The organism is Comamonas sp. BIGb0124, assembly GCF_003752175.1.
Lineage (GTDB): Bacteria > Pseudomonadota > Gammaproteobacteria > Burkholderiales > Burkholderiaceae_C > Comamonas_F.
The window spans coordinates 138,248-163,343 of record NZ_RJVF01000016.1 but is presented as its reverse complement, the minus strand read 5'-3'; the positions used below and the strand labels follow the sequence as shown (position 1 = coordinate 163,343).

At 67.5% G+C, this 25,096-nt stretch carries 26 protein-coding genes; 5 read left to right on the top strand and 21 right to left on the bottom strand.

Annotated elements, in window-relative coordinates; all coding sequences use genetic code 11:
- Positions 1-8: 8 nt before the first annotated feature.
- Positions 9-1,022, bottom strand: coding sequence for a zinc-binding alcohol dehydrogenase family protein (locus EC845_RS21680; protein WP_123300497.1), 1,014 nt, complete (start codon positions 1,020-1,022; stop codon positions 9-11).
- A gap of 124 nt (positions 1,023-1,146) precedes the next feature.
- On the opposite strand from EC845_RS21680, the gene EC845_RS21675 reads away from it, so the two are divergent.
- Positions 1,147-2,103 carry a LysR family transcriptional regulator gene (locus EC845_RS21675; RefSeq protein WP_123300495.1) on the top strand — a complete coding sequence of 319 codons (957 nt, stop codon included), beginning with the start codon at positions 1,147-1,149 and terminating at the stop codon, positions 2,101-2,103.
- 112 nt (positions 2,104-2,215) lie between these two features.
- On the opposite strand, the gene EC845_RS21670 is transcribed toward EC845_RS21675, so the two are convergent.
- The 9 genes from EC845_RS21670 to EC845_RS21630 form a co-directional block, all read right to left on the bottom strand.
- On the bottom strand, positions 2,216-3,418 hold the full coding sequence (locus tag EC845_RS21670; RefSeq protein ID WP_233598216.1) for an ABC transporter substrate-binding protein: 1,203 nt from the start codon (positions 3,416-3,418) through the stop codon (positions 2,216-2,218).
- Positions 3,419-3,506: 88 nt separating this feature from the next.
- The gene (locus EC845_RS21665) at positions 3,507-4,202 is read right to left on the bottom strand and encodes an ABC transporter ATP-binding protein (protein WP_123300493.1); all 696 of its coding nucleotides are present in this window, start codon (positions 4,200-4,202) and stop codon (positions 3,507-3,509) included.
- A complete protein-coding gene (locus tag EC845_RS21660; protein ID WP_123300491.1) occupies positions 4,199-4,921 on the bottom strand; it encodes an ABC transporter ATP-binding protein in 723 nt (240 codons plus the stop codon). The genes EC845_RS21665 and EC845_RS21660 overlap by 4 nt, the downstream gene beginning before the upstream one ends.
- A gap of 11 nt (positions 4,922-4,932) precedes the next feature.
- Positions 4,933-5,868, bottom strand: a complete 936-nt coding sequence (locus EC845_RS21655) for a branched-chain amino acid ABC transporter permease (RefSeq protein ID WP_233598215.1) — start codon at positions 5,866-5,868, stop codon at positions 4,933-4,935.
- Positions 5,869-5,903: 35 nt separating this feature from the next.
- Complete coding sequence (locus EC845_RS21650; protein WP_123300487.1) at positions 5,904-6,755, bottom strand: branched-chain amino acid ABC transporter permease; 852 nt, start codon at positions 6,753-6,755, stop codon at positions 5,904-5,906.
- A 90-nt stretch (positions 6,756-6,845) separates the two neighbouring features.
- Positions 6,846-7,610 carry an SDR family NAD(P)-dependent oxidoreductase gene (locus EC845_RS21645; RefSeq protein ID WP_123300485.1) on the bottom strand — a complete coding sequence of 255 codons (765 nt, stop codon included), beginning with the start codon at positions 7,608-7,610 and terminating at the stop codon, positions 6,846-6,848.
- Positions 7,607-7,987 carry an NIPSNAP family protein gene (locus EC845_RS21640; RefSeq protein ID WP_233598214.1) on the bottom strand — a complete coding sequence of 127 codons (381 nt, stop codon included), beginning with the start codon at positions 7,985-7,987 and terminating at the stop codon, positions 7,607-7,609. Before EC845_RS21640 ends, EC845_RS21645 begins: the two co-directional genes overlap by 4 nt.
- On the bottom strand, positions 7,984-9,807 hold the full coding sequence (locus EC845_RS21635; protein WP_123300483.1) for an FAD-dependent oxidoreductase: 1,824 nt from the start codon (positions 9,805-9,807) through the stop codon (positions 7,984-7,986). The genes EC845_RS21640 and EC845_RS21635 overlap by 4 nt, the downstream gene beginning before the upstream one ends.
- 4 nt (positions 9,808-9,811) lie before the next feature.
- Entirely contained in the window at positions 9,812-10,678 is an 867-nt protein-coding gene (locus EC845_RS21630) for an SDR family NAD(P)-dependent oxidoreductase (protein WP_123300481.1), read from the bottom strand.
- Between the two features lie 160 nt (positions 10,679-10,838).
- Here EC845_RS21630 and EC845_RS21625 point away from each other — a divergent pair, with 160 nt between their 5' ends.
- Positions 10,839-11,771 carry a helix-turn-helix domain-containing protein gene (locus EC845_RS21625; protein ID WP_123300479.1) on the top strand — a complete coding sequence of 311 codons (933 nt, stop codon included), beginning with the start codon at positions 10,839-10,841 and terminating at the stop codon, positions 11,769-11,771.
- A 119-nt stretch (positions 11,772-11,890) separates the two neighbouring features.
- On the opposite strand, the gene pobA is transcribed toward EC845_RS21625, so the two are convergent.
- Positions 11,891-13,069 carry a 4-hydroxybenzoate 3-monooxygenase gene (gene pobA / locus EC845_RS21620; protein WP_123300477.1) on the bottom strand — a complete coding sequence of 393 codons (1,179 nt, stop codon included), beginning with the start codon at positions 13,067-13,069 and terminating at the stop codon, positions 11,891-11,893.
- 149 nt (positions 13,070-13,218) lie between these two features.
- On the opposite strand from pobA, the gene EC845_RS21615 reads away from it, so the two are divergent.
- Complete coding sequence (locus EC845_RS21615; protein WP_123300475.1) at positions 13,219-14,055, top strand: IclR family transcriptional regulator C-terminal domain-containing protein; 837 nt, start codon at positions 13,219-13,221, stop codon at positions 14,053-14,055.
- 18 nt (positions 14,056-14,073) lie between these two features.
- Here the strand turns inward: EC845_RS21615 and EC845_RS21610 are convergent, their stop codons facing one another.
- A complete protein-coding gene (locus EC845_RS21610; RefSeq protein WP_123300473.1) occupies positions 14,074-14,967 on the bottom strand; it encodes a class III extradiol dioxygenase family protein in 894 nt (297 codons plus the stop codon).
- Positions 14,968-14,969: 2 nt separating this feature from the next.
- Positions 14,970-15,326, bottom strand: a complete 357-nt coding sequence (locus tag EC845_RS21605) for a protocatechuate 4,5-dioxygenase subunit alpha (RefSeq protein ID WP_123300471.1) — start codon at positions 15,324-15,326, stop codon at positions 14,970-14,972.
- Positions 15,327-15,408: 82 nt separating this feature from the next.
- On the opposite strand from EC845_RS21605, the gene EC845_RS21600 reads away from it, so the two are divergent.
- On the top strand, positions 15,409-16,350 hold the full coding sequence (locus EC845_RS21600; protein WP_123300630.1) for a LysR family transcriptional regulator: 942 nt from the start codon (positions 15,409-15,411) through the stop codon (positions 16,348-16,350).
- Here EC845_RS21600 and EC845_RS21595 read toward each other — a convergent pair.
- From EC845_RS21595 to EC845_RS21560, 8 genes are all read right to left on the bottom strand, one after another.
- Complete coding sequence (locus EC845_RS21595) at positions 16,302-17,294, bottom strand: aldo/keto reductase (RefSeq protein ID WP_123300469.1); 993 nt, start codon at positions 17,292-17,294, stop codon at positions 16,302-16,304. The genes EC845_RS21600 and EC845_RS21595 overlap by 49 nt on opposite strands.
- A 183-nt stretch (positions 17,295-17,477) precedes the next feature.
- Positions 17,478-18,440, bottom strand: coding sequence for a Gfo/Idh/MocA family oxidoreductase (locus EC845_RS21590; RefSeq protein ID WP_123300466.1), 963 nt, complete (start codon positions 18,438-18,440; stop codon positions 17,478-17,480).
- 82 nt (positions 18,441-18,522) lie between these two features.
- Positions 18,523-19,386 (bottom strand): class III extradiol dioxygenase subunit beta, encoded by an 864-nt coding sequence (locus EC845_RS21585; protein WP_123300464.1) that lies wholly within the window; start codon positions 19,384-19,386, stop codon positions 18,523-18,525.
- Between the two features lies 1 nt (position 19,387).
- Complete coding sequence (gene ligA, locus EC845_RS21580) at positions 19,388-19,831, bottom strand: protocatechuate 4,5-dioxygenase subunit alpha (RefSeq protein ID WP_123300462.1); 444 nt, start codon at positions 19,829-19,831, stop codon at positions 19,388-19,390.
- Between the two features lies 1 nt (position 19,832).
- Positions 19,833-20,741, bottom strand: a complete 909-nt coding sequence (locus EC845_RS21575; protein WP_123300460.1) for an amidohydrolase family protein — start codon at positions 20,739-20,741, stop codon at positions 19,833-19,835.
- A gap of 35 nt (positions 20,742-20,776) precedes the next feature.
- Positions 20,777-21,460: a 4-carboxy-4-hydroxy-2-oxoadipate aldolase/oxaloacetate decarboxylase gene (ligK, locus tag EC845_RS21570; RefSeq protein WP_123300458.1), complete on the bottom strand. Its 684-nt coding sequence runs from the start codon at positions 21,458-21,460 to the stop codon at positions 20,777-20,779.
- A gap of 29 nt (positions 21,461-21,489) precedes the next feature.
- Positions 21,490-22,518: an amidohydrolase family protein gene (locus EC845_RS21565; RefSeq protein WP_123300456.1), complete on the bottom strand. Its 1,029-nt coding sequence runs from the start codon at positions 22,516-22,518 to the stop codon at positions 21,490-21,492.
- A 61-nt stretch (positions 22,519-22,579) separates the two neighbouring features.
- Entirely contained in the window at positions 22,580-23,962 is a 1,383-nt protein-coding gene (locus EC845_RS21560; protein ID WP_123300454.1) for an MFS transporter, read from the bottom strand.
- A gap of 226 nt (positions 23,963-24,188) precedes the next feature.
- Here EC845_RS21560 and EC845_RS21555 point away from each other — a divergent pair, with 226 nt between their 5' ends.
- Positions 24,189-25,091: a LysR substrate-binding domain-containing protein gene (locus EC845_RS21555; protein ID WP_123300452.1), complete on the top strand. Its 903-nt coding sequence runs from the start codon at positions 24,189-24,191 to the stop codon at positions 25,089-25,091.
- Positions 25,092-25,096 lie beyond the last annotated feature (5 nt).

Genomic DNA, 25,096 nt, shown 5'->3' with positions numbered 1-25,096 from the left:
GGGCGGCGTCAGAACCCTTCGAGCACGATCTTGCCCAGAGCCCGATTGCTTTCGAGCAGGGCGTGGGCACGGCGCAGGTTGGCGGCCCCGATCGTGCCGCCATGCCGGGCGGCGGTGGTGCGCAGTACACCCGCATCGACCAGATCGGCCACCCGTGTCAGCAGGCGGTGCTGGGCGGCCATGTCGGCCGTCTCGAACATCGAGCGCGTGAACATGAACTCCCAATGCACCGAAACGCTCTTGCGTTTGAACGGTACGACGTCGAGCGCCGCCGGATCGTCGATCAGGGCCAGCGCGCCCTGCGGGGCGATGAGCTCGGCGATCTGCGCAAGATGGCTGTCGGTGTGGGTCAGGCTGGCGACGTACTGCACGGGGCCCAGGCCCAGGGCGGCGATTTCCGAGGCCAGCGGCCGCGTGTGGTCGACGACATGGTGAGCGCCCTGGCGCAACACCCATTCGCGGGTTTCCGGACGCGAGGCCGTGGCGATGACCGTCAACCCGGTGAGCTGGCGAGCCAACTGGATCAGGATGGAGCCGACGCCGCCGGCGCCGCCGATGACCAGCAGGTGCTGCGGCTGGGCCGGATCGGCATGCTGGACCCGCAGGCGGTCGAACAGCAGTTCCCACGCGGTGATGGCCGTCAGCGGCAATGCGGCGGCGTCGGCATGGCCCAGCGTGGCGGGCTTGCGCGCCACCAGCCGCTCATCGACCCGATGCAGCGCGCTGTTGGTGCCGGGGCGGTTGAGCGCACCGGCATACCAGACCGCGTCGCCGGGCTTGAACAGCGTCACCTTGGCGCCCACGGCACGCACGACGCCCGAGGCATCCCACCCCAGGACACGGGCCTGGCCCGGCTCGGGCCGGGCATGGGCACGGATCTTCACGTCGACCGGATTGACGGACACCGCGCACACTTCGACAAGCAAGTCGCGTTCTCCGGGCTCAGGATCGGGCAGGTCGATGTCGAGCAGCGATTCTTCGCGGTCGATCGGCAGGTTCTGGCGGTAGGCGACGGCTTTCATGATGCGGTTCTTTCAGAGGGTGACTCGGGACAAGGCCTCATTGTTGGCGGTGTCCCTGCACAGGGAAAGTAGCCAATACGAGAAACTATTTCTGAATACCATTGAAAATAAAGAGGGCAAGACGATGGTGAGACTGGAAGACATTCAGGTGTTCGTGGCGGCCGTGGACCACGGCGGACTGTCGGCGGCTGCCCGTCGCCTGGACCTGACGCCGGCGGTGGCCAGCAGTGCGCTGGCGCGGCTGGAGAAGGTGCTGGGCGTGCGGCTGCTGCTGCGGTCGACCCGGCGCCTGCGGCCTTCCGAAGAAGGCGAGCGTTACCTGCCCCATGCGCGGGCCGCGCTGCAGGCGCTGGTCGACGGGCAGAGCGTGCTGCAGGCCGAAGGCAGCGCGCTGGTCGGCCAGTTGCGGCTGTCCATGCCGTCCGACCTGGGCCGCCACGTGCTGCTGCCCTGGATCGACGCGTTTCAGTTGCAGCACCCCCGCCTGCACCTGTGGCTGCAGGCCAGCGATCGGGCCGCCGATCTCTTCGAGCAGCCGCTGGCAGCGGCCATCCGTTATGGCCAGGCGCCCGACTCCACGCTGGTGGCACAGCCCCTCGCGCCCGACAACCGCCGCGTGCTGTGCGCTTCGCCCGCCTACCTGGCCCGCCATGGCCACCCCGAGAGCCTGGACGATCTGACCCGGCACAACTGCCTGTGTTTTGTCTGGGGCATGCAGGTGATGTCGCGCTGGCGATTTTTTCCGCAGCGCGACACATCGTTGTCTGCAACACCCGAATCGGCAATGCCGTCGCTGCAGGTCGTGCAGGTCAGCGGCGACCGCGTGAGCGACGATGCCGAGCTGGTGCGGCGCTGGGCGCTGGCGGGCCTGGGCATCGTGTACAAGTCCGCGCTGGACGTGGCCGACGATCTGGCGGCGCGTCGTCTCGTGGCCCTGCAACCCTATGCGACCGGCGAGCCCACGCCGCTGAACATGGTGTGCGCGCACCGCTCGATGCTGTCGCCCGCGCTGGTCCGCCTGCGCGACCATCTGCGGCCGCTGCTGGAACAACGCCTGGCGCTGGCGCGCGGCAGGCTCTGACACGGGCGGGCCGCAGGGCAGACCGGCGGTGTTCGCCGCTTGGGGGCGCCACGTGCTGCGGACGTCGCATCGTGTGCGGGTCACACCTTGTGAGCGTCACATCTTGTGAACGTCACATCTTGCAGTCGGCCGAGGCCGCGGGCACGATACCGGGGTCGTAGCGCTGTTCGACCACGGGCCGCAGGCTGCCCTCGACACGCTTCACCCGCGCGACGTAGTTGGGCAGCAGCAACTGGTTGTCATCCGCGCGCATCGTGACCGCGCCGTAGACGGTGTCGATGGTGGCCCCGCGCAGGGCCTTGCTCACATCGGCCGGCTTGACGCTACCGGCCTTGGCCACGCCGGCAAAGATGACCTGTGCGCCGTTGTAGGCCTGGGCTTCGTTGTCGGTGGGCAAGCGTTTGTACTGGGCCTGCCAGGCAGCGACGAACGCTTTGTTGCGCGGCGTGTCGATATCGGCGCTGTAGGTGGTGTTGCCCTGCACGTTGTCGAGGGCCGTGCCGCTGGCATCGATCATGAAGTTCATGATCAGCGCATGGCCGATCAGCCGCTGAGCCGGCGTCAATCCGAATTCCTGAGCCTGCTTGACGAAAGCGATGGCGTCGCGCCCGATTTCCGCCACCCAGATGGCCTCGGCACCGGAGGCCTTGAGCTGGGCGATGTAGGGCGAGAAATCCTTGGTTCCGATCGGCGGGTACAGCTCGAGCACCACCTGCTTGCCCTGGGCCTGGACGGCCTTGGCAAACGCTTCGCCCGAATCCCGGCCCCAGATGTAGTCGGCGGCAAGGACGGCGAACTTCTTCTCCGGAAACGTACTGGCCCATTGTTTGATCATCGCGATGTCCATGCCGTCGGAATGGCTGGTGCGGAAGCTGCGGGCCTTGCAGTTGTCGCCGGTCAGTCGGTCGGACTTGCTGGCGACGATGAAGTAGGCGGCGTCCCAGCGCTGCAGATTCTGCGAAATCGCCAGCGAGATGGACGAGGGGATGGCCCCGATCAGCAGCTTGTAGCCTTCGCGGGCGAGTTTTTCGGCGACGCGGCGTCCGGCGTCGGGTGTGCTCTCGTCGTCGGCCAGTTGCACCTCGACCTTGCGGCCGTCGATCCCGCCTTGGGCGTTGGCCTGTTCGATGGCGAACTGCACACCGCGGATGACTTCGGCACCCTGCTGCGAGAACACGCCGGACTGCGACGACACGAGGCCGATGCGCACCGGGTCCTTGCCCTGCGCGAACACCGGGCCGCTCATGCACAGGCCCAGCGCGAGGGCCGGGACGAGGCGGCTCAGGGCCGCAGTTTTCTGGAAGGTCTGGAACATCCGTCTGTCTCCTGTTGAATCTTGTCGGTACTTGAAATCCGATGGCCCGGCACACCCGGACCCGCGGGAACGTGCGGCCACGCCGGCGCTAGACCATGACGTGGCGGTGCAGTTGCTCGAGGCCCTCCTCTGCCACGCGGCCTTGCGCGACCACGGTGCCCTTGGCCATGGCCAGGTAGCGATCGGCCACCCGCATGACCAGGCTCATGTTCTGCTCGATCAGCAGCAGGGCGGTGCCTTGGTCTGCGACCGCCATGAAGATCTCGGCCAGTTGGTCGACGATGACCGGGGCAAGACCTTCGGTCGGCTCGTCCAGCATGACCAGCGCGGGATTGGCCATGAGGGCACGGCCGATCGCCAGCATCTGCTGCTGCCCACCCGACAGCGCGGTGCCGGGGGTGTGCGCGCGTTCGCGCAGGATGGGAAACAGGCGGTAGATGGCGTCCAGGTGCCAGGGCCCGGGCCGCTGCGTGGCGGCGCCCAGGCGCAGGTTTTCCTCGACGCTGAGATTGGCGACGATGCAGCGGCCCTGCGGCACCACGGCAATGCCGCGCCGGGCCGCATCGTAGGCTCGGGGCCGGCGCAGCACCTGACCGCCGACGCGCAGGGTACCGCCGCGCAGCGCGGCCACGCCCAGCAGGGTGTTGACCACCGTGGTCTTGCCGACGCCGTTGCGGCCGATGAGGGCCACCCGCTCGCCGGCTTCGATGCGCAGGTCGAGGTCGTGCAGGATATGGGCCGCGCCGTAGCAGGCGTTCACGTTTTCGAAACTCAGCAGGCTCATGCTGCACTCCCCAGGTAGGCTTTGCGCACGCGCGGATCGGCCCGCACCGCGGCGGGATCTCCGCTGGCGATCACACGGCCGAGTTCGAAGACCGTGATGGCATCCGAGATGCCGAACACCACGTCCATGTCGTGTTCGACCAGCAGCACCGACACCTGGCGCCGCCGCACCAGCGTCTTGAGATGGTGGGCCAGGTCTCGCGATTCCTGCACCGACAGGCCGGCCATGGGCTCGTCGAGCAACAGAACGGCCGGACGGCCGACCAGCGCCAGGGCCAGATCGAGCCGCCGCTGCTGGCCGTAGCCGAGATCGGCGGCCCGCACGTCGGCCAGCGCCGTCAACGCCAGTTCGGACAGGATGTCGTCGGCATCGGCCTGCGCGCCTTCGCGGTTCATCAGTTCGGAGGCCAGCACGACCTGTTTGCGCACGGGCATGTCGGCAAAGATGCTGGTGCGCTGGAACGAGCGAGACAGTCCGCGCCGGCGCCTTCCGCCGACGGCCAGGGCCGTCACATCCTCGCCCCGCAGCAGCACCTGTCCGCGGGTCAGCCGCCGCCGTCCGGTGATGGCGTCGATGACGGTGGACTTGCCCGCCCCGTTGGGGCCGATCAGTCCACGGATCTGGCCCGGGGCCAGCGTGAGATCGACGCCGTCGACGGCCTTGACGCCGCCGTAGTGAATGGCTACGTCGCGGGCCTCCAGTGCCAATGTCGGGTTCATGGATGACTCTTTCATGAGAACTCCCGGGCGGCGGTCCGCCGCAAGAACAGGCCCGCCAGGCCGCGTGGCGAGAACACGATGGTGACGATCAGCGCAATACCGAAGATCGCCATCCAGTGGCTGGCGTAATCGCCCAGGACGTCCTTGACCAGGAAGTACACGACCGCACCCAGTGGCGGCCCCCACAAGGTGCCGGAGCCCCCGACGACGACCATCATCAGTGCCACGCCGGACACGCTCCAATGGAGGCTTTCCGGCGAGACGAAGCCGGTATTGAGAGCGGCCAGCACCCCGGCCAGCGCGGTCACACCGGCCGACAGGGCAAACACGGCGGCACGCGGCACGAGGGTGCGTATGCCGATGAAGCGGGCGCGTTCCTCGTTGTCGCGAATGGCCTCGGTGATGGCCCCGAAACGCCCGGCCAGCAGCAGCGACAGCAGGGCAACGGTGAACACCAGTGCGCTCCAGCACACCAGGAACATGGCGTGCGGCTCCAGCAACCGGGACAGCTCGACGCCCCACAGCCGATCGGGCCAGGCGATATTCATGCCGTCGGCCCCGCCGGTCAGGCCGCGCGACCGGGATGCCGTGAGGAACAACATCTGCCCGACCGCCAGAGTCAGCATGCCGAAGGCGATGCCCGGCACGCGCACGAACACCAGTCCGAGTACAAAAGCCACGGCGGAGATGCCGAGGATGGACAGCACGATGGCCGACTCGGCGCCGGCCACGCCGGTCTCGATCAGCACGGCCACGCTGTAGCCGGCGCAGCCGAAGAAGGCGGCATGGCCAAAGCTGACCAGGCCGTTCTGCCGCAGCAGCAGTCCGACGCCCAAGGCGAACACGGCATAGATCACGGCCTGCGTGAGAAGCGACAGCACGGTGTCCGAACCGGTCAGTGCGGAGACCAGACCGCCCGCCAGCAGGGCCAGCAGAGTCCAGGACAAGATACGAATGCAGGATAGACGCATGGCGACGGTCCTCACGTACGGCTGCCGGCCAGGCCCGAAGGCTTCCACAGCAGCACGGCGATCATCAAGACAAAAGGCAGGATGGCGGAGAGCGCCGGCAGATAGACGGCGCCGATGGACTGCACCAGCCCCAGCACCAGCGCGGTGGCGAATGCACCGCCCAGGCTGCCCAGCCCTCCGATCACGACGACGACGAACGAATCGATCAGCACATCGCTGCTCATCGAAGGCGACAGGGCCAGGAAAGGCGCGGCCACCACGCCGGCCATGCCGGCCAGCGCAGTGCCCAGGCCGACCACCGTCGCCGACAGGGCGTCGGTGTTGACGCCTTGCATGGCGGTGGTCGCCGGATCGGTACTGGCCGCACGCACGAAAAGGCCGGTGCGTGACAGCCGCATCCACAACGTCAGGCCGACCGCGACCAGCAGCCCCATGGCGATGACGCCGATGCGATAGGCCGGTACGGGCGTGCCGAGCAGATCGACCGAACTGCCCAGCCACGCGGGTGCCGCCACGGACAGACTTTCCTTGCCCCAGATCGTCTGCACCGCGTCTTCGATGATGAGCAGCAGGCCGAAGGTGACAAGCACCACGGTGAGCGGATCGCGCCCCTGGAGCAGCCGGAAGCCGTAGCGGTCGAGCAGCACGCCGAGCAGCGCCATGAGGGCGGGCACCACGACCAGGGCGGCCCAGAAACCGCTGTGCAGGGCCACGGTGTAGCCCAGGTAGGCGCCCAGCATGTAGAGAGAGCCGTGCGCGAAGTTCACCACGCGCCGCAGGCCGTAGATGAGTGCCAGCCCCGAGCACATGATGGCCAGCAAGGCCCCGTAAACCAGGCCGTTGAAGAGATTGATGGTCAACACGTCGTTGTCTCCTGTCCTTGTTTGTCTGTCATGGTTTTGTCTGTCTGTTTTTTGTGTCTGCCGCAGCAGCCGCTGCGATCGGTGCCGAAGTCAGTGGGTGTCGAGTACGGCCTCGGGGGCGCCCAGCGCCAGCCATCCGCCATCGGCCTGCAGGCAGGTTCCGGTGATGAAGCTGGCTTCGTCGGACAGCAGGAACACGATGGCGGCGGCTATCTCGCCGGGCTCGGCCAACCGGCCCAGCGGCGTGCGCCGGGCCAGCGCCGAGATGTCCAGGGCACCTTCGCGCCCGAGTTTGTCGACCAGCGCGGTGTGCACGTAACCCGGTGCCACCGCGTTGACGCGCACGCCGCCGCGCGCCCACTCGCAGGCCTGTGCGCGGGTCATGCCCACGAGGCCGGCCTTGGCCGCGCTGTAGGCGTTGCGGCCGGGAATGCCGGCCCAGCCGGCGATGGAGCTGAGATGGACGATGGCACCCCGGCCCTGTGCCAGCATCGACGGAGCGACCGCCCGGCTGCAGAGAAAACTGCCGCGCAGATGGACCGACAGCACGCGGTCGAAACCCGCCACGTCCTGCTGCAAGGTGGGCAGAGGCTGCTCGCCGATGCCGGCGTTGTTGACCAGCGCGTCGAGACCGCCCCAGTCCCGCACCAGAGTGCCCACGGTGTGCACGACCTGCTGCTCGTCGCTGACATCGCAACCCCAGCCGACATGAGACGGACCCAGGCTCTCGGCCCGGCCCTGCGCGGCGCTGCCGTCGAGGTCCAGCAGCGCCACGCGCCAGCCCTTGCTCGCCAGCCGTTGTGCAGTGGCCCAGCCGATGCCGTCGGCCGCGCCGGTGACGATGGCGCGCTTCATGGCAGGGCTCCGGATGGCCGCAGGCTGGCGAGATCGAGGCGGCGGATCAGGCGGTTCTCCTGCGCCACGATGAGGTGCTCGGAAGCCGACAGGTAGGCCGGGAAATCCGGGTGGGTGTCGCGCGCCGAACTGCGGCTCTCGTAATCGGCCAGGCTGGCATAGGCCCACAGATGCACGAACTGGTTGAGCGGGCCGATCTGGCTGGTGTAGAAGCCCAGGGGGTGGCCCAGCGTCTGCAGCAGCACCGGCATGGCGAAGCGGTCGAAGACGTCGATGAACTCGTCCATCTTGCGCAGGCGGATGGTGTAGATGCGGTGATCGACCAGCGGCAGTGCGCAAGCCGGGCGGGCCGGGGTCATGGCGGATGTCGAGTTCATGCGGCGGTTTCCTGGCGACTGCGTGCGGATGCGGATGCGGATGCGGGTGCGGCAGGCGAGACCGGCGCGTCGCCGGCGCCCTGGGCCTGGGCCTGGGCCTGGGCCTGGCGCGCACGCTCGGCGATATGGCGGGCCGTGAGGTAACCGAAGGTCAGGATGGGGCCGAGCGTGATGCCGGCACCGGGGTAGTTTCCACCCATGATGCTGGCGCGGTCGTTGCCCACGGCATAGAGACCCGGGATGGGGCTGCCGGCGCCGTCCAGCACCTCGCCCTGCACGCTGGTGAGCAGGCCATCGAAGGTGCCCAGATCGCCCATCACCAGCTTGAGTGCGTAGTACGGGCCTTGGCCGATGGGCGCGACGCACGGATTGGGCCGGTGCTCGGGATCGGCGAGGTAACGATTGAAGCTGGTGGTGCCGCGGCCGAACTGGCGATCGATGCCGTCCACGGCCCCGATGTTGTACTCGCGCACGGTGGCCGCCAGCGCCACCGGGTCGATGCCGGCACGGTGCGCCAGTTCCTCGATCGTGCGCCCTTTGCTCAGGTAGCCGTTGCGCAGCAGCGGGCCCTTGGGCAAGGGCGCGGGCTTGGCGTAACCCAGTCCGTATTGGTCGAGCGTGGCCTGATCGCAGATCAGCCACATCGCCGTCTCGGTCTCGCCTTCGCAAGCCCGGATCATGGCCGCACCGACGTCGTGATAGGACTCGGATTCGTTGGTGAAGCGCCGGCCCTGCCGCGTGACGCCGATGATGCCGGGTTTGTAGCGGTCCAGCAGATGCGGGAACACGCCCGGCGGCCCGTTCTTGCGCGGCACCAGCGAGACCGGCATCCACGCGGCCGGGCTGGGAAAGCGCAGGGGCACGCTGCCGCCCACGGTTTCGGCCAGGCGTCCGCCGTCACCGGTGTTCTCGACCGGCGCGGGCGAATGATGGGTGCCGCCTCGGCGCACGTGTGCAAAGGCGGCGCACACCCGCGCCGCATCGTGCGGAAAACCGCCGCAGGCCAGCACCACGCCGTGCCGCGCTTCGAAGGCGACGAGACCCTCGGCGCCCTGGGCGCGCACGCCGCTCACCCGGCCGTGGCTGGTGACCAGTTCCTTGACGGCGGTTCCGGTGTGGATGGGGATGCCCAGATCGAGCGCCGACTGGGCCAGGCGGGCGGCCAGCGCGTTGCCGCTGGTGACCTGGATGCCACGCCGATAGAGCAGCAGTTCCTTGAGGTGATGCGCCAGTCGCCCGGCCACGTACCGGAAGGAGGTCCATGATCGGGTGGCCTTGAAGAAATGCTTCAGGTCGGCATTCGACGAGTTGAACATCATGCCGATGAAGGTGATGGTCTTGAGAGGCGGACGCAGGCGACGCATGTCCGGCCCCAACTGGCGGATGTCGTAGGGGGCGGCCAGGATGGAACGGCCGACATCGACGCCGCCCGGCGCCGTGGGGTGGTAGTCCGGATACAGCGTGGGGACGAATTGCACGGCAGTCTCGCGGGCGAAGAAATCCACCATCTCGGGGCCGTGGTCCAGGAAGGCGTCGATCGCCTGCGCGTCGAAGCATTCGCCGGTTTCGTGCTGCAGGTAGCGGCGAGCGGCCTCGCGGCTGTCGGCCGCACCGGCGCGCCGCGACACCGCGTTGCCGGGTATCCACAGCACACCGCCCGAGTACGCGGTGGTGCCGCCGAAGACATCGGCTTTTTCGAGCACCACGACATCCAGGCCCTGCAGGGCGGCCGTCACGGCCGTCGAAAGACCGCCGGCACCCGAGCCGACGACGACGAGATCACAGACGCGGGCAGCGCCGGGCAAGGAAGGCTTGGACATGGCTTTACTCCTGGCCCGCCGATGCCGGCGATGCCGACCCCGACGTGCCGCTGTTGAAGCCGGGACGCGGCACGAGATCCATCAGCATGTTGGGCATGCCGCCGTCGACCGCGAGTTCGGCGCCGTTGACGTAGGCCGAGCGCGGGCTGGCCAGGAACAGCGCGGCGTTCGCGATGTCGACCGGCTCGCCGATGCGGCGGCTGGCGGTGGCCGCCGCGCGTGCGGCCTCGACGCCGGGCTGCCGGTAGAAGGACTGCGACAGGGCCGTGCGGATCATGCCGGGGCACACCGCGTTGCTGCGGATGCCCTGCCCTGCCCATTCGACGGCCAACTGGCGCGACAGCAGCAGCACACCGGCCTTGCTGGCGCTGTAGGCGCCGCTGTGGCTCTGCGGATAGCTGGCCGAGATGGAGGCCACATGCACCACGCTGCCCGCACCGCGTTCGATCATCTGCGGGGCCAGGCTGCGTGCACACAGCAGGTAACCGGTGAGATTGACCGCCAGCACATGGTTCCAGTCCGCCAGGCTGATGGCGGACAGGCTGCCGGAGCGCAGCAGCCCGGCGTTGTTGACGAGCACATGAGCGGCCCCCAGCGTCTCGCGCACGGCCTGGGCGGCGCGCAGCACGCTGGCCTCGTCGGCGGTGTCGCAGGGCTGGGCCAGCACCTGGGCGCCCTGGGCCTTCAGCGCCTGCGCGGCCTCGGCCAGCCGTTCGGCGTCGCGGTCCCACAAGGCCACGCGGGCCCCGACGCCGGCCAGGGCATGCGCCAGCGCCAGCCCGATGCCGCTGGCCGCGCCGGTCACGACACAGACCTTGTCTTCCAATTCCAGCCATGTGCCATGGCCTGCTGTTGCCTGCTTATCCGCCACTGCGGTCTCCTATGTGGACTGTTCAGCGGCAAATTGTGGAAGCGCAAGGCCGGGACGACACGCCACAAAACCGGCCATTGACTGGACGATTCGTGCATATCCTTTAAAACAAGGGTTAGCACCATATGACGGAATCTGCGACAGGCCGGACATTTCGTGCATGCACATTTCGACAGACGGCAAGGCGCTCCTGCCCCGCGCCCACACCATTCCGCATTACGCCCTCTATGGCGACAACGCACCGGCGGGCTGGAGCAACATGTTCAACTTCGAGTGGATCCCCGAACGCTCGAGCCTGTACGAATGGGAGATCCAGCCGCACCTGCACGGCGCTTTCCTGCAGGTTCTGTTCATGAGCGAGGGCGAAGGACACACGCTGCTCAACGACAGCCGCTGGACCATGCGGGCGCCCGCGCTGGTGCTGGTTCCGGCGGGCCATGTGCACGGTTTCGAATTCAATCCGCGCGTCAACGGCGTGGTGGTGACCGCCGCGCAGAGGCCGCTCGAATCGATGGCGGGCGTGGTGATGCCCGAGCTGATGCAGACCTTGCGCACGCCCATGGTGATGAACCTGCCCGAGGGCGGACGCCATACGGAAGGACTCATGCCGCTGTTCCGAGCCATCGAGCGGGAATGGCGCATGCCGGCGGCCGGCCAGGTGGCGGCGGGCCTGTCGCTGCTGACGGCCCTGATGGTGCAGGTGGCACGCCTCAACGACACCCTCGAGCCATCGGTCTGGCCGGCGTCGTCACGCAAAGGCCAGCAGCTCGAGGTGTTTCGACGGCTGGTGGACGAGCATTTCCGCGAGCGTCTGGGCGTGGCGGACTACGCGGCGCGGCTGGGCATCACGGCGGGCCAGCTCACCCGCCTCACGCGGGAAAGCCTGGGCATGTCCAGCATCGACGTGATCAACGACCGGGTGCTGCACGAGGCCCAGCGCGACCTGATCTACACCGTCAGCAGCATCAAACAGATCGCTGCGAGCCTGGGTTTCGAGGACGAGGCGTACTTCGGCCGCTTCTTTCGCAAACACACCGGACTCAGTCCGCAGGCCTACCGCATGCAGGCGCTGGCGCGGCTGGGCAGCGGCTGAGCCTGGCGCTGGACTGCGGCGGGCACCGCCTTGCCGTCGCCCGTTGCCCGTTACCGCTCCCCGGCTTGGCCTGGGGCCCCCGGACAGACGCCGGGCCAGCGGCCGCCTTGGGGCAAGGCTCAGGCCTTGATCGGCAGGCCCACGTAGTTCTCGGCCAGCGCGGTCGAGGCCGCGGCCGAGCCCACCAGGTAATCGAGCTCGGCTTCCTGGATCTTCTGGCCGAACTCGCCGGTCTCGGGAAAACGGTGCATGAGGCTGGTGAACCACCACGAGAAGCGCTCGGCCTTCCAGATGCGCGACAGGCAGCGCTGCGAGTAGTGGTCGATGCCGGCTTCGCTGCGTTCGCGGTAGAACTCGATGAATGCCGTCGAGAGGTACTTCACGTCCGAAGCCGCCAGGTTGAGGCCCTTGGCGCCTGTCGGCGGCACGATGTGACCGGCATCGCCGGCCAGGAACATGCGGCCGAAGCGCAGCGGTTCGGTCACGAAACTGCGCAGCGGCGCGATGCTCTTTTCGAGCGAAGGACCGGTGACCAGGCGTTCGCGGGCCTCGTCGTCCAGGCGCAGGCTCAGTTCGGCCCAGAAGGCGTCGTCCGACCAGGCCTCGACCTTGTCGGTCAGCGGCACCTGCAGGTAGTAGCGGCTGCGGGTGAGGCTGCGCTGCGAGCACAGGGCAAAACCGCGCGGCGTGTTGGCGTAGATCAGTTCCTCGGAGACCGGCGGCGTGTCGGAGAGCAGGCCCAGCCAGCCGAAGGGGTAGACCTTTTCGTACTCGGTGATGGCGCCTTCGGGCACGCTGGCACGGCAGACGCCGTGGAAGCCGTCGCAGCCGGCAATGAAGTCGCAGCGGATCTCGTGGACCTGTCCGTCCTTCTCGAAGGTCACGCGCGGCTGGCTGGAATCGAAGTCGTGCACGGCGACCTGGCTGGCCGAGTACACGGTCTGCAGGTCGGCGGCGGCACGGGCCTCCATCAGGTCACGGGTCAGTTCGGTCTGGCCGTAGACCATCACGTTCTTGCCGCCGGTGAAACCGTTGAGGTCGATGCGGTGACGCTCGCCCTTGAACAGCAGTTCGATGCCGCCGTGCACCAGGCCTTCGGCGTGCATGCGCTGGCCCAGGCCGGCTTCGTCGACGAGGTCGATGGTGACTTGTTCGAGGATGCCGGCGCGGATGCGGCCCAGCACATAGTCGCCGCTCTGGCGCTCCACGATGATGTTGTCGATGCCGGCCTTGTGCAGCAGCTGGCCCAGCAGCAGGCCTGCGGGGCCCGCACCGATGATGGCGACTTGCGTACGCATGTCTTGTCTCCAGATGTCTATTGGTTGTTCGATGGCCCTAGCGTAGGCTTTGGATGCCGTCGGCACCAGCGCCCGCATGACGACATTGCGCGATGATCGGATCAATTGCGCGATAATCGCGCAAAAGAAGACCTGACAGGAGATATCCCATGCCACGCACCCCCACGGGAGCGCCCGAGCCGGGCCCGGCGACCATCCAGAAAGCGGATTTCATCGAAGGCATGGCCAAGGGCATGGCCGTGCTCGAGAGTTTCGACACCGAACGCCAGCGCCTCAACGCCACCCAGGCGGCCGAGCGCGCGGGACTGACACGGGCGGCGGCACGGCGCCACCTGCTCACGCTGGCGCACCTGGGTTATCTCGAGAGCGACGGCCACGCATTCTGGCTGTCGGCCAAGGTGCTGCGCTTCTCGGGCAGCTACCTGGCCTCGGCGCGGCTGCCCCGCATGGTTCAGGCCACGCTCAACCGGCTGGCGGCGCAGACGCTGTCGTCGTATTCGGTGGTGGTTCGCGACGAGGCCGAGGTCGTCATCGTGGCCCGCAGCGCCACCTACAGCGGCGCCGAGCGCATCCTGGCCTATGGCCTTCATCTGGGGGCGCGCCTGCCGGCGCATGCCACCTCGACCGGGCGGGTGCTGCTGGCCGCACTCGACAGCCGCGCGCTGCTGGCCTGGCTGCGCGTGCGCGATGCGGACGGCCGATCCGCCCCGCGCGAGCTGGCCCGCCTCACGCCGCTGACGGTGACCGACCACAAGGCCTTCAAGGCCCGGATCGCGCAGGTGCGCGCCGACGACTACTGTCTGGCGAGCGAGGAGCATGAACTGGGTGTGCATGCGCTGGCGGTGCCGCTGCGCAACATGCAGGGACAGACCCTGGCCGCGCTCAATCTGGTGGCCTCGCCGCGCACCCACACGCCCGAGCAGTTGCTGCGCGAGCAACTGCCGGTGATGCAGGATGCGGCCCGGGAACTGCGGGCGTTGCTCTAGGCCAGGCCGGCCGTTGCGTCAGGCCACGGCCTGCGCTGCTCGTGCCTCGCAGGCATGGGCCTCGCCGGGGGCCGCATCGGCCGGCTCCAGCAGCATCAGGCCCGAGGCCGTGTTCGAGATCGGGATGTGGTAATTGCGATGCAGGCAGCGCGCATGCTCGCCCAGCGCGCCCCGTGCGGCCAGCCACATCAGGCATTCGACGCCTTGGGTGCCGGTGCGTTCGACCAGTTCGTGGATGCTCAAGCGCGTGGCCCAGCGCGGATCGGCGGTCAGGCTGTCCATGAAGGCCTGGTCGAAACGCCGGTTGATGAAGCCGGCCCGCTCGCCGTCGAGCTGGTGCGACAGCCCGCCCGTGCCCAGGATCAGCACGCGCTGGTCGGTCGGCCAGGCGCGGATGGCCTCGCCGATCGCCGCGCCCAGGTTGTAGCAGCGCCGGGCCGAGGGCAAGGGGAACTGCACGGTGTTGATGCTCACCGGCACCACCTTCACCGGCCATTCGCGGTGCGGCCACAGCAGCTCCATGGGCAGCGTGAAGGCATGGTCGACATCCATTTCCTGGCACGAGGTGATGTCGAATTCGGCCGCCACCAGGTGCTCGATGAGATGCCAGGACAAGGCCGGATCGCCCGCGAAAGGCGGAACCTGCGGGATGCCCCAGCCCTCGTCCCGATTCGTGTAACGCGGTGCCGCACCGACGGCAAAGGTCGGCAGCTTGTCGAGGAAGAAGTTCAGGCCATGGTCGTTGTACAGGCAGACGACCACATCGGGCCGGGCTGTCTCGAGCCACTGCCGGACCGGCACGAAGCCGTCGAAGAAAGGTTTCCAGTAGGCATCCTGCTGCAGGCCCTTGGCGATGGCCCGGCCGATGGCGGGCACGTGCGAGGTGGCGATGGCGCCGACGATATGGGCCATGGTCAGAGCACTCCCGTTTCGTCGTGGGCCGCAGCCAGAAGCCTGGCCTTGAAGGCGTCCTTGCTCATGCCCGTCTGCTGGGCGCCGAGATCCTGCACATCCAGGCCAAGGATGCCGGCGAACTTGGCCAGGTAATACACATTGCCGCCGGCCTCGATGAGATCGCGCACCTGCCGGCTGCGGATGGCGCTGCGCTGGCTGGCGTTCAGCCCGAAACGCGCACAGTAGGCCTCCTCGTCGCGCAGGAATGCGTTGCGGTTGGCCGCGTCGTTGAAGGAATAGCACATCTTGTTGAGGGCATATCCCTTGATGGCTTGATGTCCGTCAAACAAAACGGTGCCGGGTATGGGGCTGCACATGGCAAAGTCTCCTGGTTCGTCGATGCCGTCCAGTGTTGCGGCGCCAGGCCCGGCGATCAACCGGCTTTTTTTCATGATGCCCATGAGCACATACGATCATTTGGACCTCGACGGTCATCTGCTGACGCTGCTGCTGGCCGTGTACGACGAGCAATCGGTGACGCGTGCGGCGCAGCGCCTGGGGGTGACGCAGTCGGCGGTCAGCCATGGGCTGGACAAGCTGCGGGCCATCACGGGCGACGCGCTGTTCGTGCGCGCGGGGCGCGGCATCACGGCCACCAGCCAGGCCGCGCTGCTGGCCGGCCGCGCACGCGAGCTGCTGGCGGGGCTTCAGGGCTTCTCGACGGCCGTGGCCTTCGCCCCCGAGCGCCTGGATCTGTGCCTGACGCTGGCGGCCAACGACCTGCAGCGCGACCTGCTGCTGCCCGCGCTGCTGCGCCGGCTGAGGGCCCAGGCGCCGGGCGTGGTCCTGCGCATCGTGCCCTCGGGCGCCCCCGAGCCGGCTCTGCTGCGCGAAGGCAACTGCCAGTTGCTCATCACGCCCCGGCCGCCGAATGCCGCGGACATCGTGCAGAAACGCCTGTTCGACGACCGCTACGTGGTGTTCTACGATGCCGGCGAACGCGCCGCGCCCACCCGCCGGGAGGACTATCTTGCGGGCGAACACCTGTCGGTCAGCTACGAGATGGGCTCGATGCTGGACATCGACCAGTGGCTGCTGGCCGAAGGCGTGCAGCGCCACGTCGTGGCCACCGTGCCCGGCCTGGCGGCACTGGGCGCCATGCTGCGCGGCAGCACCTGGCTGGCGACGGCGCCCTCGCTGCTGGCGCGGCAGTCGCTGGCCGGCCTGGCCACGGCACCGCTGCCGCTGGCCACGCCCCGGCTGGCGATGTACATGGTGTGGCACGAACGGGTGCGCCACGATCCTGCCCATCGCTGGCTGCGCGGCGAACTCGAAGCCGTGGCGCGCGAGGTTCAGGCGACTTCTTCGGTATCGACCTCGGTACGGGCCTGCGCCGCATAACGGTGGCCGGCCACGGTGCCGGTGTTGACCAGGGCCTCGACCCGCTCCAGCACTGCAGGCGACAGTTGCACCTGTGCCGCGCCCAGGTCGTCCTGCAGATGGTCGACGCGGGTCGTCCCGGGGATGGGGATGATGTGCGGCGCCTTGTGCAGCAGCCAGGCCAGGGCCAGTTGGGCGGGGCTGCAGCCGGCTTCCTCGGCCAGTGCGCGGTAGGCCGGCAGCCACGCCAGATTCCTGGCCAGGTTGTCGGGCTGGAAACGCGGCATGGCGACGCGGATGTCCTTGGCATCGAGCTGCGCGGCATCGGTCACCGCACCGCACAGGAAACCCCGTCCGACAGGGCTGAAAGCCACGAATGCCGTGCCCAGTTCACGGCAGGCCTCGAGCACGGCCACCTCGGGATTTCGGGTCCACAGCGAATACTCGGTCTGCACTGCGGCGATCGGATGTTCGGCATGGGCCCGGCGCAAGGTGGGGGCCGACACTTCCGAGAGCCCGACCGCGCGGATCTTGCCTTCGCGCACCAGGTCGCCCAGGGCGCCCACGCTTTCTTCGATGGGCACCTGCTTGTCCCAGCGATGCAGGTAGTAGAGGTCGATGACATCGGTGCGCAGCCGCTTGAGCGCCGCCTCGCAGGTGGCCTTGAGCGTGGCCGGCCGGCCATCGATCACCCGCTTGCCGTCCACGCCCTGCATGCCGCACTTGCTGGTCAGGGTGAAGCGCTTGCGATGAGGCGACAGCACCTCGCCCACCAGGGTCTCGTTGGCGCCGAAGCCGTACAGCGCTGCCGTGTCGAACAGCGTGACGCCTGCATCGAGCGCGGCCAGCAGGACACGCTCGGCCTGCTCGCGCGCGGGCGGCACGCCGTAGGCATGGCTGAGGTTCATGCAGCCCAGACCGATGGGGCTGACGGAAAAGGGCCCGAGGGCGCGGCTGGCAGTCATGGCGATTCCTTGCAGGGGATGGGGTGGAAAAAACAAAAAGGGCCGGAAGCCCTGCTCGCATGAAACAGGTCCTCCAGCCCGATGGCTGTGGCGGCGCCGGACGGGGCGGCTGTGCAGGGGGATGCCGCGGCGGGCAATGCCCCGCTGCACGTCTGCTTCAGGCCAAGGCCCGAAGCCCCGGCATCAAGCCGCCGCGTTGAGCTGCTGCTCCAGCTGGTGCAGGACACGGTAGCACGGCAGCACGCTCTGCACGCTGGAGTTGGGCTCGCGGCCTTCGCGGATGGCCGCGAAGAATTCGCGATCCTGCAGCTCGATGCCGTTCATGGAGACATCGACCTGGGAGACGTCGATCTTCTCTTCCTTGCCGTTGACCAGATCGTCGTAGCGGGCGATGTACGTGTCGCTGTCGCCGATGTAACGGAAGAACGTGCCCAGCGGGCCGTTGTTGTTGAAGCTCAGGCTCAGGGTGCAGATGGCGCCGCTCTTGCTCTTGAGCTGGATCGACATGTCCATCGCGATGCCCAGCGTGGGATGGATGGGGCCCTGGATGGCGTTGGCCTGCACGATCTCGCCGGCCTGATACGCAAACAGATCGACCGTGTGCGCGGCGTGGTGCCACAGCAGGTGGTCGGTCCAACTGCGGGCCTGGCCCAGCGCATTGGTGTTGGTGCGACGGAAGAAATAGGTCTGCACATCCATCTGCTGGACGTTGAACTCGCCGGCCGTGATCTTGTTGTGCACGTACTGGTGGCTGGGGTTGAAGCGGCGGGTATGGCCCACCATGGCCACCAGGCCGGTTTCCTTCTGAACGGCGGCGACGGCTTCGGCGTCGGCCAGGCTGTCGGCCAGGGGAATCTCGACCTGCACGTGCTTGCCGGCCTTCAGGCACTGGATGGACTGCGCCGCATGCATCTGCGTGGGCGTGCACAGGATGACGGCATCGAGCTCGGGCAGGGCCAGGCTGTCGGCGAGGTCGGTGGTGACATGGGCGATGCCGTACTTGTCGGCGACTTCGCGGGTCTTCTCGAGATCGCGGCTGATCAGCGAGACGACTTCGACTCCGTCGATGTTCTTGATGCCGTCGAGGTGCTTGATGCCGAAGGCGCCTGCACCTGCGAGCGCGACTTTGATGGTCTTCTGGGTCATGGGTTTTCCTGGAAGCAGCTCCGCGCGGACGGGACCGGCGCGGAGCCTGGGATGGACGGCTGAAGCGGACGCGGGGTCCGGATCAGTTCTCGAGCACCAGGTGGCCGACTGCCGTATTGGAGGCGGGCACGTGGTAGAAGCGGTGACGCACGGTGGGAGCCGGACCGCCATCGATGTCGTTCATGGCACCGCGGGCGATATGCCACATCACCAGTTCGATGCCTTCGGAGCCGGCCTCGCGCACATAGTCGATGTGCGGCACGGCGGCCAGGCCCTTGGGGTCGGCGATCATGCGGTCGAGGAAGGCGTTGTCCCACTCGCGGTTGATGAGACCGGCGCGCGGTCCCTGCAACTGGTGGCTCATGCCGCCCGTGCCCCAGATCTGCACGTTGAGGTCCTTGGGGAAGCTCTCGATCGCGCGGCGGATGGCAGCGCCGAGGTTGAAGCAGCGCTGGCCCGACGGAACCGGATACTGCACCACGTTGACGGCGAAGGGGATCACCGGGCAGGGCCAGACGAAGTCTTCTTTCGAGGGCTGGCCGCAGACCAGCGACATCGGCACCGTCAGGCCGTGGTCGACGTCCATCTTGTTGACGATGGTGAGGTCGAAGTCCTGCTGGATCACGGACTGCGCGATGTGGGCCGCGAGTTCGGGATGGCCCACGACCTTGGGCACGGGGCGCGGACCCCAGCCTTCGTCGGCCGGCTGGTATTCGGCCGCGGTGCCGATGGCGAAGGTGGGGATCAGGTCCAGGCTGAACGCCGTCGCGTGGTCGTTGTAGACCAGGAAGATGACGTCGGGCTTGTTCTCCTTGAACCACTCCTTGGTGAACTCGTAGCCGGCGAACACGGGCTTCCAGTAGTCTTCCTGGGTCTTGCCGAGGTCGATGGCGGCGCCCACGGCGGGGATGTGCGAGGTGTAGACGGATGCGGTGATGCGTGCCATGTCAGATGCTCGCTTTCTTGCCGGCCTGGCCTTGGGGTTGGTGCTGGGTCTGTGCGTCGCCGTCCTCGCCCACGTAGCGGTTGCCCTCGGCGGAGCGGCCGCCCTGGATCATCATGTTGCGGTACTCTTCCTCGGTCATGCCGGTCATCGAGCCGGCCATCTGCTGGAAGCTCTTGCCGTCGGTGGCGCCGATCTTGGCCAGGAAGTAGATGTTGCCGCCCAGCGAGATGCAGCGGTTGAGGTCGCGATCGAGCACGGCCTGCTTCTGCGCCTCGCTCATCGGCCATTCGTTCAGATAGGCCCGCTCGTCGGCCTTGAAGCGCACGCGGTTCTCGGCCTTCATGAGCGACATGCAGAACTGGTTCAGGTGATAACCCAGCCGCGACTGTTCGGCGTCGAAGATGGTCGTGCCGGGCACGTCGGTATACGGTTTCTCGAGTGACATGTCAGTCTCCCCAATAAAGTCTCGTCGGATTGTCGACCAACAGCTTGCGCTGGAGTTCGGGCGTCGTGGCAACGTGGGGTATGAAATCGACCAGCAGCCCATCGTCGGGCATGTGGTTCTTGAGATTGGGATGCGGCCAGTCGGTTCCCCACAGCACGCGGTCGGGGAACGTCTCGACGATGCGGCGGGCGAAAGGAATCACGTCGCGGTAGGCATTCTGCTCGCCGTCGAGCGCGGCCGGGCCGGTGAGCGACAGGCGCTCGGGGCAGCTGACCTTGCTCCAGACGTTCTCGTGCTCGCGCATGAACTTCACGAAGAGCTCGAATTCCGGTCCGTCGACGGGCTGGCTCACGTCGGGCCGGCCCATGTGGTCGACCACCACGGTGGTCGGCAGGCTGGTGAAGAAGTCCCACAGCTCGGGCAGGTCGACGGCTTCGAAATAGATGACCACATGCCAGCCCAGGGGCGCGATGCGGTTGGCGATCTCGAGCAGTTCGTCCTTGGGCGTGAAGTCGACCAGGCGCTTGACGAAGTTGAAACGCACGCCGCGCACGCCGGCGGCATGCAGCTCCTGCAGTTCCGCATCCGAGATGCTGCGCTTGACCGTGGCCACGCCCTTGGCGCGGCCGTTCGAGGCCTTGAGCGCATCGACCAGGGCGCGGTTGTCGGCGCCGTGGCAGGTGGCCTGCACGATCACGTTCTTGTCGAAGCCCAGGTGGTCGCGCAGCGCGAACAGCTGGTCCTTGGAGGCATCGCAGGGCGTGTATTTACGCTCGGGCGCGAAGGGGAACTGGTCGCCCGGACCAAAGACGTGGCAGTGGGCATCGACGGCGCCGGCGGGCACCTGGAAACGCGGCTTGGAAGGACCGGCGTACCAGTCGAGCCAGCCCGGTGTTTTTTCGAAACTCATTCGGGGTCTCCTTGGATGATGGATGGGCGCGGGGCTCAGTCGATGTAGCGCAGGCCGGCTTTTTCGAGCGGTTCGCGCATCTTGTACATGTCCAGGCCGAGCACGCCCGAGGCCAGCTTGGCGCGCTTCTCGCCTTCGAAGGATTCGCGTTTGGTCGCGGCCTCGAGGGTCTGGACGGCGAGAGCGGCCGGCACGCAGACCACGCCGTCGTCGTCGGCGACGATGACATCGCCGGGGGTCACGAGCATGCCCGCGCACACCACGGGGATGTTGACCGAGCCGATGGTGGCCTTGATGCAGCCCTTGCTGCTGATGGCCTTGCTCCAGACGGGGAAGTTCATTTCCTGCAGCGTGTTGACGTCGCGCACGCCCGCATCGATGATCAGCGCGCGGGCGCCACGGGCCTGGAAGCTGGTGGCCAGCAGGTCGCCGAAATAACCGTCGGTGCATTCGGCCGTGATGGCGGCCACCACGATGTCGCCGGGCTGGATCTGCTCGGCGGCCACGTGCATCATCCAGTTGTCACCCGGATGCAGCAGCACGGTCACGGCCGTGCCCGAGACTTTCGCGCCGGGGTAGATCGGACGCATGTAGGGCTTGAGCAGGCCGACGCGGCCCATGGCCTCGTGCACCGTGGCCGAGCCCAGCGCGGCCAGGCCGTCGGCGGCAGCGCGATCGGCGCGCTGGATGTTGCGGTAAACGACTCCGAGTTCGTACATCTTGTTCTCCTGAAAGAGGTTGGGCGGGCTCAGTGGCCGCGGGCCTTGAGGGCGGCATCGAGACGCGGGAAGACGCGCCGTGCGTTGCCCTCGTAGATGCTGTGGCGATCCGCGTCGGTGAGGATGGTGGACGACTCGATGTAGCGCTTGGTGTCGTCGTAGTAGTGGCCGGTGGTCGGGTCGATGCCGCGCACCGCACCGATCATTTCGGAGGCGAACAGGATGTTCTTGACCGGAATGACCTTGGTCAGCAGATCGATGCCCGGCTGGTGATAGACGCAGGTGTCGAAGAAGATGTTGTTGAGCAGGTGCTCGTCGAGCAGGGGCTTCTTGAGCTCCTGGGCGAGACCGCGGAAACGGCCCCAGTGGTAGGGCACTGCGCCGCCGCCGTGGGGGATCAGGAACTTCAGCGTGGGGAAGTCCTTGAAGAGGTCGGAGGTCAGGCACTGCATGAAGGCCGTGGTGTCGGCGTTGAGGTAATGCGCGCCGGTGGTGTGGAAACACGCGTTGCAGCTGGTGCTCACGTGGATCATGGCCGGGATGTCGAACTCGACCATCTTTTCGTAGATGGGGTACCAGTGGCGGTCGGACAGCGGCGGGCTGGTCCAGTGGCCGCCCGAGGGATCGGGGTTCAGGTTGATGCCGACGTTGCCGTATTCGTTGACGCACTTCTCGAGTTCGGGAATGCAGGTGGCCGGATCGACGCCGGGCGACTGCGGCAGCATGGCGGCAGCGATGAAGTTGTCGGGGAAGAGCTGGGAGACGCGGTAGCACAGCTCGTTGCAGATGGCGGCCCAGGTCGACGAGACGTTGAAGTCGCCGATGTGGTGGGCCATGAAGCTGGCGCGCGGCGAGAAGATGGTGAGGTCGGAGCCGCGCTCCTTCATCTTGGCGAGCTGGTTGAGCTCGATGCTCTCGCGCAGTTCGTCGTCGCTGATCTTCAGCTCGCTGGCCTTGGGGCCCAGTTCGGGCGTGTTGAGGTTGGCGATCTGTTTGTCGCGCCAGTCGGCAAGCGCCTTGGGCGCGGTGGTGTAGTGGCCGTGGCAGTCGATGATCATGTGTAGTCCTTGTTCAACTCTGGATGAGAAAAGCGCGGGTGAAAACGTATCGGTGCGGAACTCAGTGCGCGGCGGTCGCGGCGCGGGCACCGGCGCCGCGGCCGGATTCTTCCGGGTGGGCCCACTGCTTGACCAGCAGCGCGACCACGGCGATCAGGCCGGGAATGGCCACCACCGTGAAGATGCCGCCAAAGCCCATCTGGTGTGCCGACAGCTGGGCCACCAGGAACGAGCCGGCGATGCCGCCGAAGCGGCCGATGCCCAGCATCCACGACACGCCCGTGGCGCGGCCCTGGGTCGGGTAGAAGGCGGCGGCCAGCGCCGGCAGCGAAGACTGCGCGGTGTTCATGATGGTACCCGCCACGAAGACCATGACCACCAGCAGGCCGTCATGGCCGACCGTCTGTCCGATGAGGTAGATGGACACGGCGGTCAGCAGATAACCCAGGGCGATGATCTTGTTGGCGTTGTAGCGGTCCATCAGCCAGCCGAAGAACACGGCACCGACGCCGCCGAGCGGGAACAGCGCGGCGATCAGCGTGGCGCGATGCGGTTCCATGCCGGCCTCGCGGAACAGCACCGGCATCCAGTTGATGAGGGCGTAGAAGATCACCAGGCCCATGAAGTAGGCGACCCACAGCATCAGCGAGCCGATCCGGTACTCGGCGCTGAAGACCAGACGCAGACCGGTCTTTTCCTGGCCGTCGGCGTTCATGATGGCCTGCTTGCGTTCGCTCAGGCGGAAGGATTCGATGCCGTTGGCCGACGGGGAGATACGCGCCAGCACACGCCGGATGCGCGCCACCGGCTGGCCCCGCGCCACCATGTAGCGCACGGATTCGGGCATGGCCAGCAGCATCAGCACGGCCAGGCCCAGCGGCACCACGCCGCCCAGCACCAGCACGCTGCGCCAGCCGAAATGCGGAATCATCCAGGCGGCCAGGAAACCGCCGAAAGCGGCTCCCAACGGAAAACCGCAGAACATGGCATTGGTGAGCGTGGCGCGGCTCTTGTCGGGGCAGTACTCGCTCATCAGCGTGACGGCATTGGGCATCGCTGCACCCAGGCCCAGGCCGGTGACGAAACGCCAGCCCACCAGATGCTCGAGCGTGCCGCTGAAGGCCGAGGCCAGGCAGGCGCCGCCGAACACCAGCACCGAGCCGATCAGCACCCGCTTGCGCCCCAGCCGGTCAGCCAGCGGGCCGGCCGAGAGTGCGCCCGCCGCCAGGCCGAAGAGCGCGGCACTGAGCACCGGGGCCAGGGCCGGCTTGCTCACGCCCCATTCGGCGATCAGCGAGGGCGCGATGTAGCCGATTGCCGCGGTATCGAAGCCGTCGAGCAGCACGATCAGGAAACAGATGCCGAAGATCAGCCACTGATAACCCGAGAAACGATGGGCGTTAAAAAAGGCCTGGACGTCCACGGCCTGCTTCGTATCCGACATGATTTTTTGTCTCCGCTGCGCAGTTGCACTGCATTGGTTTGCCGCCGCGCGTGCTCGAAGCCGGGCGGCCGTGACAGCCCGGCCGCGCACGGGCGCCCCGGGATCTGTCTTGCTGTCCATTGTCTCGGGGGCGCATGGCTGCGGCTACCAAGCCTGGGCGCTATCAGCTATGCCGAATTGATATGATAGACAGGAAACCTCGACGAATACATATACTTCGCCCGCCATGGACCTCAAACAGCTCGAATACTATGTGCACGTCGCCGAACTGGGCAGCTTCACCCGTGCCGCCAATGTGCTCAATGTGGCACAACCGGCCCTCAGCCGCCAGATCCGGCTGCTCGAGGTCGAATTGCGGCAGAACCTGCTGGTGCGCAACGGCCGCGGCGTGACGACGACCGAGGCCGGCAAGCTGCTGCTCGAGCACGGCCGCGGCATCCTGCACCAGGTGGCCCGCACCGTCGAGGAGTTGGGGCGGGTCAAGGGCAGTCTGTCAGGCCGCGTGGCCATCGGCCTGCCGCCCAGCATGGCGCGCGCCATGACGCTGACGCTGACACGCGAGTTCCGCCGCCGCCTGCCCTACGCCACCCTGTCCATCACCGAGGGCCTGTCGCACAGCATGCAGGAAAACCTGCAGAACGGCCGCCTCGACATCGCCCTGCTCTACAACCCCCAGGCCTTGCCCGAGCTGGAGATCAAGCCGCTCATGCAGGACACGCTGTTCCTGGTGGCGCCGGTCTCGGAGGGCCTGGCCGCCGGTCCGCTGCGCCTGGCCGAAGTGGCGCGCATGCCGCTGGTGATCCCGGCGCGCCCCAACGCGATTCGTATGCTGGTCGAGACGCAGATGGCGGCGATCGGCCAGCGTCCGGCGATCGCGCTGGAGATCGACGGCGTCTCCACCATCCTGGATCTGGTCGCCGACGGCGCCGGCATGGCCATCCTGCCGCAGTACGCAGTGGCCAGCCATCCGGGCGAGTTCTCGATGCACGGGATCGTCGAGCCGGAGCTGCTGAGCCTGGTGGCCGTCGCCACCTCGGCGCGGCGCACCCACACCCTGACCCAGCAGACGGTGTTCAAGCTGATCGAGGACGTCTGCGCCAAGCTCTTCGCCGGGCGCATGCTGGACTGAAGCGG

What these genes read in the sequence shown, in the direction of transcription:
- EC845_RS21560 (WP_123300454.1), bottom strand. Translation starts at nt 23,962, where the DNA reads ATGTCGGATACGAAGCAGGCCGTGGACGTCCAGGCCTTTTTTAACGCC.
- EC845_RS21555 (WP_123300452.1), top strand. Translation starts at nt 24,189, where the DNA reads ATGGACCTCAAACAGCTCGAATACTATGTGCACGTCGCCGAACTGGGC.
- EC845_RS21645 (WP_123300485.1), bottom strand. Translation starts at nt 7,610, where the DNA reads ATGAAGCGCGCCATCGTCACCGGCGCGGCCGACGGCATCGGCTGGGCC.
- EC845_RS21575 (WP_123300460.1), bottom strand. Translation starts at nt 20,741, where the DNA reads ATGAGTTTCGAAAAAACACCGGGCTGGCTCGACTGGTACGCCGGTCCT.
- ligA (WP_123300462.1), bottom strand. Translation starts at nt 19,831, where the DNA reads ATGTCACTCGAGAAACCGTATACCGACGTGCCCGGCACGACCATCTTC.
- EC845_RS21610 (WP_123300473.1), bottom strand. Translation starts at nt 14,967, where the DNA reads ATGGCCCATATCGTCGGCGCCATCGCCACCTCGCACGTGCCCGCCATC.
- EC845_RS21675 (WP_123300495.1), top strand. Translation starts at nt 1,147, where the DNA reads ATGGTGAGACTGGAAGACATTCAGGTGTTCGTGGCGGCCGTGGACCAC.
- EC845_RS21660 (WP_123300491.1), bottom strand. Translation starts at nt 4,921, where the DNA reads ATGAACCCGACATTGGCACTGGAGGCCCGCGACGTAGCCATTCACTAC.
- EC845_RS21605 (WP_123300471.1), bottom strand. Translation starts at nt 15,326, where the DNA reads ATGTGCAGCCCCATACCCGGCACCGTTTTGTTTGACGGACATCAAGCC.
- EC845_RS21680 (WP_123300497.1), bottom strand. Translation starts at nt 1,022, where the DNA reads ATGAAAGCCGTCGCCTACCGCCAGAACCTGCCGATCGACCGCGAAGAA.
- EC845_RS21590 (WP_123300466.1), bottom strand. Translation starts at nt 18,440, where the DNA reads ATGACCCAGAAGACCATCAAAGTCGCGCTCGCAGGTGCAGGCGCCTTC.
- ligK (WP_123300458.1), bottom strand. Translation starts at nt 21,460, where the DNA reads ATGTACGAACTCGGAGTCGTTTACCGCAACATCCAGCGCGCCGATCGC.
- EC845_RS21665 (WP_123300493.1), bottom strand. Translation starts at nt 4,202, where the DNA reads ATGAGCCTGCTGAGTTTCGAAAACGTGAACGCCTGCTACGGCGCGGCC.
- EC845_RS21600 (WP_123300630.1), top strand. Translation starts at nt 15,409, where the DNA reads ATGAGCACATACGATCATTTGGACCTCGACGGTCATCTGCTGACGCTG.
- EC845_RS21625 (WP_123300479.1), top strand. Translation starts at nt 10,839, where the DNA reads ATGCACATTTCGACAGACGGCAAGGCGCTCCTGCCCCGCGCCCACACC.
- pobA (WP_123300477.1), bottom strand. Translation starts at nt 13,069, where the DNA reads ATGCGTACGCAAGTCGCCATCATCGGTGCGGGCCCCGCAGGCCTGCTG.
- EC845_RS21565 (WP_123300456.1), bottom strand. Translation starts at nt 22,518, where the DNA reads ATGATCATCGACTGCCACGGCCACTACACCACCGCGCCCAAGGCGCTT.
- EC845_RS21670 (WP_233598216.1), bottom strand. Translation starts at nt 3,418, where the DNA reads ATGTTCCAGACCTTCCAGAAAACTGCGGCCCTGAGCCGCCTCGTCCCG.
- EC845_RS21585 (WP_123300464.1), bottom strand. Translation starts at nt 19,386, where the DNA reads ATGGCACGCATCACCGCATCCGTCTACACCTCGCACATCCCCGCCGTG.
- EC845_RS21640 (WP_233598214.1), bottom strand. Translation starts at nt 7,987, where the DNA reads ATGAACTCGACATCCGCCATGACCCCGGCCCGCCCGGCTTGCGCACTG.
- EC845_RS21615 (WP_123300475.1), top strand. Translation starts at nt 13,219, where the DNA reads ATGCCACGCACCCCCACGGGAGCGCCCGAGCCGGGCCCGGCGACCATC.
- EC845_RS21595 (WP_123300469.1), bottom strand. Translation starts at nt 17,294, where the DNA reads ATGACTGCCAGCCGCGCCCTCGGGCCCTTTTCCGTCAGCCCCATCGGT.
- EC845_RS21635 (WP_123300483.1), bottom strand. Translation starts at nt 9,807, where the DNA reads ATGTCCAAGCCTTCCTTGCCCGGCGCTGCCCGCGTCTGTGATCTCGTC.